Below are 11248 nucleotides of genomic sequence, written 5' to 3'. Positions count from 1 at the left end.
TGTAGCTCAGTCGGTGGAATTGGCGAACGCGGTCGGGGATCCGACGCCGCTTCGCAGACTGCCGTCGAGGTAGGCGGCGCGGCACGCGCGGTGCCCGATCTTGCCGCTGGAGGTCCGCGGGATCGTGCCCGACTGCACCAGCAGCAGGTCGCGGACCGTGACGCCGTGGCGCACGGCGATCGCCGCCCGGATGTCGTCGGCGATGGGCTGGTAGTCCAGCTTGTGCGAGCCCGCGGCCCGCTCGGCGACGATCACCAGCTGCTCGGAGCTGTCATCCGGGTCGTACTTGAGGCCGGTGTGCGGGTTGTCGAACACTTCCTTCGGCAGCTGGTTCGCCGGCACCGAGAAGGCGGCGACGTAGCCGGTGCGCAGCGCCTTGCTGGCTTCCTGCGCCGAGTACTCGAGGTCCTGCGGGTAGTGGTTGCGGCCGTCGATGATGACCAGGTCCTTGATGCGGCCCGCGATATAGAGGTGGCCCTTGTAGTAGGTGCCGTAGTCGCCGGTCTTGACCCACATGCCGTCGTCGGGGGCGCCCTCGGCGTGCGACTGGCTGATCCGCGACTTGAGGATGTTGCGGAAGATGTCGTTGGTCTCCTGCTCGCGGCCCCAGTAGCCGGTGCCCAGGTTGTTGCCGTGCAGCCAGATCTCGCCGATCTGACCGTCCGGCAGCTCGCTCGCCGTCTCGGGATCGACGATGACGGCCCACTCGTCGACACCGATGGTGCCGGCCGAGACCTGCGGAACGGCCTTCGGCGAATCGGCGGGCACCTCGACGAAGCGCTGCTTGTTCAGCTCGTCACGGTCGACGTGGATGACCGTGGGCGCCTGGTCCATCGGCGTGGTGGAGACGAACAGCGTCGCCTCGGCCAGGCCGTAGGACGGCTTGATCGCGGTCTCCCGCAGACCGTAGGGCGAAAACGCCTCGTAGAACTTGCGCATCGACGCCGGGGACACCGGTTCGCTGCCGTTGAGGATCGCCTTGACGTTGCTCAGGTCCAGCGGCGGCTCACCCTCCTTGGGCACCCCGCGTACCGCCGCGTGCTCGAAGGCGAAGTTCGGGGCGACGGTGAAGACCTCGCTGTCGGGAGCGTCCTCGGGCTTGCGCGCCATCTCGCGGATCCACCGGCCCGGCCGGCGTACGAAGGCGGCCGGCGTCATGAAGGTGAAGTTGTGGCCGAGCACCGGCGACAGCAGCGCCGTGATCAGCCCCATGTCGTGGAAGAACGGCAACCAGCTCAGCCCGCGGTCGCCCTCCTTGCCCTCCAGGCCGTTGAGCACCTGCAGCACGTTGGTGGGCAGGTTGAGGTGGGTGATCTGCACGCCCGTCGGGGTCCGGGTGGAGCCGGACGTGTACTGCAGGTAGGCGATGGTGTTCTCGTCGGCCTCGGGCGGCTCCCAGGTGGACGCGACCTCGTTGGGGACCGCGTCGACGGCGATGACGCGGGGCCGCTCCTTGGCCGAACGGGCGCGGATGAACTTGCGGACGCCTTCGGCGGCGTCGGTGGTGGTCAGGATCGTCGAGGGGGAGCAGTCGTCGAGGACGGCGTGCAGGCGGCCGACGTGACCCGGCTCGGCCGGGTCGAACAGCGGCACCGCGATCCGGCCGGCGTACAGCGCGCCGAAGAACGCGATGAGGTAGTCGAGGTTCTGCGGGCACAGCACGGCGATGCGGTCGCCCGGCTGGGTGACCTGCTGCAGGCGGGCGCCCACGGCCCGGTTGCGGGCGCTGAAGTCGCTCCACACGATGTCGCGGTACTCGCCGTCGCGTTCGGTGGAGAAGTCGACAAACCGGTAGGCGAGCTTGTCGCCACGCACCCGCGCCCACTTCTCAACGTGCTTGACCAAGTTCGTGTTGTCGGGGAACTTGATCTTTCCATTCACGATGAACGGGTTGTGGTACGCCATGCCGCTCTCCTGTCACACCTGTATCTAGGTCGGCTCCGCCGACGTTTGTTATCTCGGTCGGCTCCGCCGACGTCTCGGTCCTAGCTCTGGCCGGCTACCGCCGACCGTTACATGTCTACGCGCGGGCCAGAACGGCGGTCACGTGCCAGTCCCAGCCGGCATCGACCCCGACCCGGGTCCGCGACAAAGTCTGGTAGCTCTTAAATTCCTCTTAATGTTACGGGCCTGCCCACGGCAGACCAAATCACAAGGTACCGCTGATAGCCACCGGCAACCGCTACCTAAAGCCTGTGTCCCACCGCCCCGGTCATCCGTGTTTCGGTTGTGGCGCATTTGCAATCAGCCCGTGAGCCCAGTTCAACGTCCAGTCGGTCGCCGGGGCCCCGTCGACGCTCCAGCACTGGGTCGTCGCGTACAACGCGTGGACCGGTTGGGCGGCCCCGCCGGCCAACGTGTTCAGCGTGCTCGGCAGGTTGGCGATGCTGAAGGCCTCTTCCGGTGCGGCGCAGATGAGGTCGCCCGGGGCGCAGATCTCGTTGGTCCTGCCGTTGAGGTCACCGAAGCCGCCCGGGCGGGCGCCGGTCATGGTGAGACCCAGCCCGGACAAGATCGGCACCTCGTGCAGCGTGACCTCGGCGCCCTGGCCCGGCGGGTTGGGCCCGATGTCATTACCCACCCCGAGCTGACGACGCCCGTCGGCGATCAACGTCACACCCAGCACCAGGTCTTCGTCGACGGGCCCGCGGCCGTTGCCGATATCGCTGGCGATGTCGCCCATGATCACCGCGCCCTGCGAAAAGCCCATCAGCACATAGCTGGTCAGCGGGCACTTGGTGTTCATGTCGGTCATCGCCGCCACGGTGGCGCGGGTGCCTTCGGCGCGGCTGGCGTTGTAGGACATCTGCGTGTCGCCGCTCAGCGGATTGTGGAACTGAGCGGTGTACGGGGTGGTGTACGCCTGCACCCGCGACGCGGGGAAGTCCTGGGTGAGGCTCGCGGTCACCTTGTGCAGCAACGCGTTCGGGAACTGCAGCGGGTTGGCGGGGTCGTCCTGGGGGGCGGACTCCCACGTGCCGGGAACGTTGACCAGCAGCACGTCGGGACACGAGGCGTCCTGGGATGCGGGTCGCGGCTTGTGCGGGTGCGATGTCGTCGACGACGGCGGCAAGACCCCGGGCGGCACCGCGCTGGGCTGCGACTCGCGCCCGCGCAGCACGGTGACGACGGCCACGATGACCAACAGGACGACACCGGCGACCGAAAGGGCGGCAACCCAGGCGAGGGTGCGGCGACGCTTACGCCGGGCGCTGTTAGCCATGTTCTCCTGCCAGCAGAGTCGGTGGATTCGCAGCTCGGATCCGGGCAAGCGGCCCTCGCGACCCCTGCTGCACTCCTACACGGTACCGGCTCTGCGGCTAGGCGAATCCGGGCCGCGACCCGCCGCGGCTGCTAGCGGATGGCGCCGACGATGTCGCCCGACATGGCCCCCAGTTGCCCCGACCACGAGCCCCAGCCGTTGTCGCCGCCGCCCGGGAAGTCGAAGTGGCCGTTGTGCCCGCCGTTGCTGCGGTACTGCTGGTAGAACTCCCGGGAACTGCCCATCGCCGCGGACGCCTGGCCGATCATGGCCGCGTCGTCGCCGCCCATATTGGTCGGGCTGTAGACCCAGACCCGCGTGTTGTTCTGCGCCAGCAGCGCCGAGTGCACGTACGGGTCGTGCCACTTCCACCGGCCCAGCTGCGGCGCACCCCACATGCCGTTGCCGTCCACGCCGCCGAACTGCTGCAGCCCGGCCAGGATCGCGCCGTTGTAGTTGGTGCTCGACGGGTACAGGAAGCCCGACAGCGAGCCGGCGAAGCCGAAGCGGTCGGGGTGGAAGGCGGCCAGCGCCATCGCGCCGTAGCCGCCCTGGGAGGCGCCGACGGCGGCGTGGCCACCGGGCGCGAGGCCCTTGTTGGCGGCCAGCCAATCGGGCAGCTCGCTGGACAGGAACGTGTCCCACTGCTTGCTGCCGTCCTGCTCCCAGTTGGTGTACATGCTCCACGCGCCGCCGGCCGGGGCCACCACCGAGATGCCCTTGCCGCTCAGCGTGTTCATCGCGTTGCCGGCGGTGACCCAGTTGCTCACGTCGGGCGCCGCGTTGAAGGCGTCCAACAGGTACACCGCGTGCGGGCCGCCGGCGAGGAAGGCCACCGGGATGTCCCGGCCCATGGCCGCCGACGGAACCATCAGGCTTTCGTAGCCCGCGGCCCTGGCCTTGCCGACGGCCCCGACCGCCGGTGAGACAAAGGCCAGCCCGACCGCTAGCGCGGCCAGGCAGAACGCCCGAAGAAGCGCTGGCACACCCCGCACGACCGTCATGTCCACCCTCCATCGTCTAGTCGCTGAATGCACATTAGCCAGCGGGCCGGCCCCCGCGCTCGCCGGGTAGTGAAACACGTCACACGTGCCGCGAACGACTAACGGCGGAAACCCCGAAGGGTTCCCGCCGCGAGTCGTGGTGCTTGGCGTGTTTTAGGTGCCCTGGCCGGTTCCGTTACCGGCAGCCGAGGCCGTGGCCGGGCCCGCGCCCGGGGTGGCGCCCAGAACCGACTGCATGTCAGGCTTCATCGCCTGCAGCTGCGCGCCCCAGTAGGGCCAGTCGTGGGTGCCGTTGGCGTCGAAGTTCCAGAACGCGTTGTGGCCACCGGCGGCGTTGTAGGCGTCTTGGAACTTCAGGTTGCTGGTCCGCACGAAGCCCTCGAGGAACTTCGCGGGCAGGTTGTCGCCACCGAGGTCGGACGGCTTGCCGTTACCGCAGTACACCCAGATGCGGGTGTTGTTGGCGACGAGCTTGCCCACCTGAAGCGACGGGTCGTTGCGCGCCCAGGCCGGGTCTTCCTTCGGGCCCCACATGTCGGCGGCCTTGTAGCCACCGGCGTCACCCATGGCCAGACCGATCAGCGACGGGCCCATGCCCTGAGACGGGTCCAGCAGCGCCGACAGCGATCCGGCGTAGACGAACTGCTCGGGGTGGTAGGCGGCCAGGATCAGCGCCGACGATCCGGCCATCGACAGGCCGACGACGGCGCTGCCGGTCGGCTTGACCTGCCTCTGGCTCTGCAGGTACGCGGGGAGCTCGCTGGTCAGGAAGGTCTCCCACTTGTAGGTGGTGCAGCCGGCCTTGCCGCAGGCGGGCTTGTACCAGTCGGAGTAGAAGCTGGACTGGCCACCCACCGGCATGGCGACCGAGATGCCCGACTGGTTGTACCACTCGAACGCCGGGGTATTGATGTCCCAGCCGTTGAAGTCGTCCTGCGCACGCATGCCGTCGAGCAGGTACAGAGCCGGCGAGTTCGCGCCGCCGCTTTGGAACTGAACCTTGATGTCGCGGCCCATCCCGGCGGACGGAACCTGCAGGTACTCCACCGGCAGACCCGGGCGCGAGAAGGCACCGGCGGTCGCCGAGCCCCCGACGGCGCCAATCAGGCCCGTCAGCAGCGCCGCACTGGCGGCCCCCACCACGAGCCGGCGCGGCATACTCGCCACGGCGCCGCGCAATCTGTCGACAAGCGTCATCCTTGCTTCCTCATCCTTCTTGCGGCCTCCCGGCGCATTCGTCCGTTTGGGCGCTTTCCTGATTGGGTCGAACTGCCTGCGCGTACCCACTTGCACGGCTCCTCGTCGAACCGGTCGGCCCGCATCGTCACCGCGCGAAGCGCAGGAGTGCCCGTGTAGTCAACCACACCTTGCCCCATTCGTTCGCATCGAGGCGGGCCCCCGAACCGGCGAGCGGCCCACCTACCCAGCGGTTTTCATGTCAAACACGTGTAGAAAAGGCGAGTATTGCGCATGTGCTTGACCGCCATTGCCAGCTGGTGAGAGGCCAAATGTGATGTTGCTGCCATTTTTTCGTGACGGGCCGGCCGTAATCGTGGTGAAATCTGCCGAAATTTCTTCTGCGCAGCGCTTACTCGCGAGGCGGCGGGGGCGATTGTTCGGGTATCGGAAGCCCGCACCGCGCCAGCTCGTAGAGCGGGACCCGGTCGATGCGGTACTTGGTGAACTGGAAGGAGTGCAGCACGTTGGACAGGAACCGATGCGGGTTCATCGGCGCGCGCACCGAGCCGAGCACCGCCTGGGTGTCGGGGCATTTCAGCGCCGCGACCGCGTCGGCGACCCACTGCGCGTCCAGGTAGCCCGGGATTCCCGGGTACACCTTCACCCAGGGGCCGTCGGCGATCACCCAGTCCGGGAAGAGGTTCTTGTCATGCCCGATGCGGCCGTGCTTGAGCCGCTCGGTGTGTTGCGCCAGTGGATTCGCCAGCCCGATCTGGTCGATGACCCGGACGTCGAGCCCGACGTTCATGCCGACCATGCCGAGGTTGGTGAAAAACACCGCGTGCTGCGGCTTTTGCGGTTTGTCGCCCGGCGCGGGCTGGGCCTGCGGCACCAGGTCCCATTGGATGTAGTTGCCCGACGGCAGCAGCAGCGCGCCGTCGGGGGTGTCGTTCAGGGCCGTCAGGATGGCGGCCATCCGCGGGTAGCCCAGGTAGTCCGCGGCGGTCAGCGGATGTGCGTGACCGGTGGCCTGGGCGTAGAAGCGCCGTTCGTCGACGATGCCGGAGTACGTGACGTGGGTGGCGTCGTCGCCCATGCCGGGTGAATTCGCGGCCCACAGCGACCAGCCGGCCACCCCCAGCCACAGCGCGGCGGCCGCGCCGGCCACCCAGTTACCGGTCTCGCGCGAATAGTCCTGGCCGTCGGGGATGGCGACCGGGACGACGGCCACGGGGGCCAGCAGGCAGAACACGGGCGCCAGCAGCACCCGCGCGTGCATGAAGTCGCCGCCCTGCCGAATCCAGTACAGGGCCTGCAGCAGGCCGCTGATCAGGACCCACGCGACCACCGCCGGCGGGCTGTGCACGGCCCGGGCCACCCGCCCGTAGTCGGGCGCCAGCGCGGGCCGCAGGAACGAGGGCCGGCGCCGGGCTGCGAACAGCAGCACGCCCAGCGGCACGAGCAGGACCACGGGTATCCACACCGCGTACGGGGCGTCGAAGTTCGAGAGGTAGATCATGCCCTGGGACCACTTGTCCCCGGCCGCATCCTTGGCCAGGGCGGTGCCCGGCACCAGCAGGCCGTAGTAGCCCATCCGGAAGATCTCGTAGCCGACCGGCAGGAGACCGCCGGCCGCCACGATCAGCGCGCGGCGCCGCCAGGTCCGGGCGGCGATCATCATCATGATCAGCGCCAGCCCACCCATGAGCGCCAGCTCGGGCCGGACCAGGACGCTGAACCCGGCGACGAACGCCAGCGCGCCGACGAACACGTTCTTGTCCGGGCGGTTGCGAACGGGCTGCGCCCAGCAGACCATCATCCACCACAGCAGCCCGAGGTAGGCCAGCGCCAAACCGCTTTCCAGGCCCGAGGTGGCGAAGTCGCGCGCCGGCGGCAGCGCGATGTACACCAGTGCGCCGGCGGGCAACATGATCGCTTTGCGCCCGCGCAGGCTGGGCGCGTACAGCCGCGCGGCGCCCAGCATCAGCAGCGCCACACCGAGCACCGAAAGCACCAGCGCCAGAGCCAAAGCCACGTACTCCATGCGCAGCGGGCCGCCGACCCAGCTGCCGGCGTACATCAGGTACGTCCAGGCGGTGGAGGTGTTGGCCTCCACCCGCTCGCCCTGGTTGAAGACCGGCCCGTTGCCGGCGAGCAGGTTGCGCACGGTGCGCAACACGATGAGCCCGTCGTCGGCGATCCACCGCCGCTGCCAGGCGCCCCAACCGAACAGGACGGCGACGACCGCGACGCCGATCCACAGGCTGGTCCGCACCATGGTCGTGTATGGGAACACCGGCCAGCCGGGCCGCCTGATCACCGGCCGGCTGCGCATCATGCGCGCCTTGAGCGCCTGCAGCTCGGGGCTAACCGAAGGCAACGGCGGCTCCAATGGTCGCGATCCACGCCACCGCCAGCAGCTGCAACACCCGGTCCCGCAACGCGATGTCTTCGGGCTCCCCGGCCAGACCGCCGTCCACGTCGACCGCGTAGCGCAGGATCGCGATGGTGAACGGGACCATGGAGACCGCGAACCAGGACCCCGAATGGTGGTCGCGCTCGAACGCCCACAAGCCGTAACAGACCACCACCGCGGTGGCGGACATGGTCCAGACGAACCTCAGGTACGTGCTGGTGTAGCTCTCCAGCGACTTGCGGATCTTGGCGCCGGTGCGTTCGGCCAATTGCAGTTCGGCGTAACGCTTGCCGGCCACCATGAACAGCGACGCGAACGCCGCCGAGAGCAAAAACCATTGTGACAGCGGGATTTCGGTGGCCACGCCGCCGGCGATGGCGCGCAGCAGGTACGCCGATGACACGATGCAGATGTCAAGCACCGCTTGGTGTTTGAGTCCGAAGCAGTACGCCAGCTGCATGCCGAGGTAGACGGCCATCACCAAGGCCAGGTTCGGCGTCACCATCCAGGCGATGCCCAGCGAGGCCGCACCCAGCAGCACCGCCAGGGCGTAGGCCAGCCACTCGGGCACCACCCCCGCCGCGATCGGGCGGAACCTCTTGGTGGGGTGTTCGCGGTCGGCCTCGACGTCGCGCACGTCGTTGACCAGATAGATCGACGACGCCGCCAGGCTGAACACCACGAACGCCAACCCGACCTGAGTGAGCATCTGCCCGTAGTCGTATCGAATCCCGCTGCCCAGCCCGGCCACCGGCGCGGCCAGCACCAAGACGTTCTTCACCCACTGGCGCGGGCGGAGCGCCTTGATCACCCCGGCGACCAGGTTGCTGGGCGGCCCGGCCACCACTTCCTCGGTTTCCTCGGTCATGCGTTACCTCTTACAACCTCTTGCACCTGTCCGGCGCGGCGCGCGATCGCCGCGATGACGGCACCCAGGGCGATGCCGCAGGCCACGTCGCTGGGGTAGTGCACGCCCAGCAACATTCGCGACAACGCCATCGGCGGCACCAGGACCGCGGGTAGCGGCAGGCCGGTGGTCCGGCCCATCAGGATGGCGGCGGCGGTGGTGGAAGTGGCATGCGCGGAGGGAAAACTCAACTGGCTGGGCGTGCCGACGTTCACCACGACGGCGGGATCGTGCGGCCGCTTGCGCCACACGATCCGCTTGACGACCACGGCGGCGGCGTGGGCGACGAAGGCGCCGGCCCCGGCGATCAGCCAGTCCCCGCGCCGCTTCGGCGACAGGACCGCGCCGAGCAGGGCGACGGCCACCCACCCGACGCTGTGCTCGCCGAAGTGGGACAGCGCGCGCGCCACCGATAGCACCCCGGGCCGACCGCCCAGCGCCGCCTGGACGGCGACCAGCGCGGCCACCTCACCGCGCGGGGCCTGCGCAGCAGAGGCCTCAGGCATGTTCCGCAGCTGGCAGCAACGCCGTCTCCCACTTCTGCTTGCTGGACAACACCGGCAGTGCGTCGCGATAGACCCTGCGCATCTCGTCGAACCGGCTGAGCAGCTGACGCTGCCGGCGCAACGATTTGAACAACAGCGAGAACATCTTTCGGCGGTCCCGCTGTCGGTAGACCACGCCGCATCCGTCGGCCGTCGTGACCGTCACGCCGTCGACGGTGCACAAGCGGAACCAGCGCGCGTCCTGGGTCGGCACGTTGTACTCCGGGGTCCGGTGCGCCTCGGTGTCGGCCTTGGTCGCGTTGTGCAGGATCCCGCGGGCCAGCCGGTAACCGATCGACACCGGGTTGACCGGCGGGTTCATCACCCTGCTCTGGTAGCGCGGTTGCGGTAGCTCGCTGGCCGCCGGCAGCACCACCGCGTCCGGGTATTCCTTGCGCAGGCGATGCACCTCCGGCAGCGCGGATTCCAGGATCGAGAAGATGTGCTCGGGCCCGGCGAGGAAGTCGTCGATGGCCCTGTTCTGGATCGCCACCGTCGAATACTCAAGGCAGGCAAGGTGTTTCAGCGTCGCCTTGAGGTGGCTGCGGACCAGCCCGGTGATGTCACCGTCCCAGTGCAGCGCCGCGACCACCAGCCGGTTGCGCAGGTGGAAGTAGGCCTGCCAGTCGATGGCGTCGTCCTTGTCGCTCCAGGCCATGTGCCAGATGGCGGCGCCGGGCAGGGTGACGGTCGGATAGCCGTGCTCGCCGGCGCGCAGGCCGTATTCGGCGTCGTCCCATTTGATGAACAGCGGCAGCGGCTGGCCCAGTTCCTCGGCGACCTGCCGGGGGATCATGCACGTCCACCAGCCGTTGAAGTCGACGTCGATGCGCCGGTGCAGCAGTGCGCTGCGAGGGTTCTTGTCGTTCAACGGAAATTGCGCGAAGTCGTGGTCGTATTCGGCGTGCGGCGCGGCGGTCCACATGAAGTTCGACTGGTCGACGACCTCGCCCATGATGTGCAGGTGGGACGGCTCCTGCAGGTTCAGCATCTGGCCGCCGATGAGCATCGGTGTCTTGGCGAAGCGGTGCAGAGCCAGCACCCGCAGGATCGTGTCCGGCTCGATGCGGATGTCGTCGTCCATGAACAGGATCTGTTGGCAGTCGGTGTTTTTCAGCGCCTCGTACATCACCCGGCTGTAGCCGCCGGAGCCGCCGAGGTTGGGCTGGTCGTGGATGGACAACCGATCGCCCAGGCCGGCGGCCGCCGCCGGGAAGTCCGGGTGTTCGCGCACCTTGCGGGTGCCCTGGTCCGGAACGATCACCGCGCCGATCACCTTGTCCACCAACGGGTCTGCGGTGAGGTCGGCCAGCGCGTTGACGCAGTCGGCGGGGCGGTTGAAGGTGGGGATGCCGACGGCGATGTTGGCCGTGCCCGGGGCCGGCTCGGTCGCATACCAGCCGCCGCTGATCAGGTTGACCTCGGTGTCGGTGGTGATGTCGAACCAGATCCAGCCGCCGTCCTCGAACGGCCGCAGGGCCACCTCGATCTCGACGACGGCCGGCTGCTCGTCGGTGCCGACGAATTGGCGGCCCTCCACCGAGATTCGCACCCCGGTGGCCTTGGTCCGGTAGACGTCGACGCGTCCGGTCCCGGTCAGCTCGACGCGCAACACGACCGAACTGCAGATCGACCAGCGCCGCCAGTAGCTCGCGGGGAACGCGTTGAAGTAGGTGGCGAACGACACCTCGGACTCTTTGCCGATCTCCAGCGAGGTGCGGCTGGTGGCATGCGCACGCCGGGCGTTGGTCGTCGACTCCTCCAGGTACAGCTTGCGCACGTCGAGCGGCTCGCCGGGACGCGGCAGGATGATTCGGGACAACAGGCTTACGGCAGTCATCAGGCGCCACTCCTCCTCATCGCTTCGCTCTGCATCGTCGTAGCACGCATCAGGCGCCACTCCTCCTCATCGCTTCGCTCTGCGTCGTCGTGGCA

At 68.5% G+C, this 11248-nt stretch carries 8 protein-coding genes; all 8 read right to left on the bottom strand.

From position 1 onward, the window contains the following. Positions 1-6: 6 nt before the first annotated feature. Positions 7-1905 carry a long-chain-fatty-acid--AMP ligase FadD32 gene (gene fadD32 / locus W7S_RS01085; protein WP_009956782.1) on the bottom strand — a complete coding sequence of 633 codons (1899 nt, stop codon included), beginning with the start codon at positions 1903-1905 and terminating at the stop codon, positions 7-9. 307 nt (positions 1906-2212) lie between these two features. After that, positions 2213-3223: a cutinase family protein gene (locus W7S_RS01080; protein ID WP_009956783.1), complete on the bottom strand. Its 1011-nt coding sequence runs from the start codon at positions 3221-3223 to the stop codon at positions 2213-2215. Between the two features lie 131 nt (positions 3224-3354). Beyond that, positions 3355-4257 (bottom strand): esterase family protein, encoded by a 903-nt coding sequence (locus W7S_RS01075; RefSeq protein ID WP_008263024.1) that lies wholly within the window; start codon positions 4255-4257, stop codon positions 3355-3357. Positions 4258-4419: 162 nt separating this feature from the next. Further along, a complete protein-coding gene (gene ag85A, locus W7S_RS01070; RefSeq protein ID WP_008263023.1) occupies positions 4420-5463 on the bottom strand; it encodes a diacylglycerol acyltransferase/mycolyltransferase Ag85A in 1044 nt (347 codons plus the stop codon). A 391-nt stretch (positions 5464-5854) separates the two neighbouring features. Further along, positions 5855-7825 (bottom strand): terminal beta-(1->2)-arabinofuranosyltransferase, encoded by a 1971-nt coding sequence (gene aftB, locus W7S_RS01065; protein WP_269147568.1) that lies wholly within the window; start codon positions 7823-7825, stop codon positions 5855-5857. Then, the gene (locus W7S_RS01060; RefSeq protein ID WP_008263021.1) at positions 7812-8729 is read right to left on the bottom strand and encodes a decaprenyl-phosphate phosphoribosyltransferase; all 918 of its coding nucleotides are present in this window, start codon (positions 8727-8729) and stop codon (positions 7812-7814) included. Before W7S_RS01060 ends, aftB begins: the two co-directional genes overlap by 14 nt. Continuing rightward, entirely contained in the window at positions 8726-9274 is a 549-nt protein-coding gene (locus W7S_RS01055; protein ID WP_179300124.1) for a phosphatase PAP2 family protein, read from the bottom strand. The genes W7S_RS01060 and W7S_RS01055 overlap by 4 nt, the downstream gene beginning before the upstream one ends. Continuing rightward, the gene (locus W7S_RS01050) at positions 9267-11153 is read right to left on the bottom strand and encodes a glycosyltransferase (protein ID WP_008263006.1); all 1887 of its coding nucleotides are present in this window, start codon (positions 11151-11153) and stop codon (positions 9267-9269) included. Before W7S_RS01050 ends, W7S_RS01055 begins: the two co-directional genes overlap by 8 nt. Between the last annotated feature and the right edge of the window lie 95 nt (positions 11154-11248).

Origin of the sequence: Mycobacterium sp. MOTT36Y (assembly GCF_000262165.1) — a bacterium.
Lineage (GTDB): Bacteria > Actinomycetota > Actinomycetes > Mycobacteriales > Mycobacteriaceae > Mycobacterium > Mycobacterium intracellulare.
This window is presented reverse-complemented; position numbering and strand designations above follow the sequence as displayed.

Excerpts from the sequence above, each read along its gene's own strand:
- fadD32 (WP_009956782.1), bottom strand. The coding sequence starts at position 1,905 with ATGGCGTACCACAACCCGTTCATCGTGAATGGAAAGATCAAGTTCCCC.
- W7S_RS01055 (WP_179300124.1), bottom strand. The coding sequence starts at position 9,274 with ATGCCTGAGGCCTCTGCTGCGCAGGCCCCGCGCGGTGAGGTGGCCGCG.
- W7S_RS01060 (WP_008263021.1), bottom strand. The coding sequence starts at position 8,729 with ATGACCGAGGAAACCGAGGAAGTGGTGGCCGGGCCGCCCAGCAACCTG.
- W7S_RS01080 (WP_009956783.1), bottom strand. The coding sequence starts at position 3,223 with ATGGCTAACAGCGCCCGGCGTAAGCGTCGCCGCACCCTCGCCTGGGTT.
- W7S_RS01050 (WP_008263006.1), bottom strand. The coding sequence starts at position 11,153 with ATGACTGCCGTAAGCCTGTTGTCCCGAATCATCCTGCCGCGTCCCGGC.
- ag85A (WP_008263023.1), bottom strand. The coding sequence starts at position 5,463 with ATGACGCTTGTCGACAGATTGCGCGGCGCCGTGGCGAGTATGCCGCGC.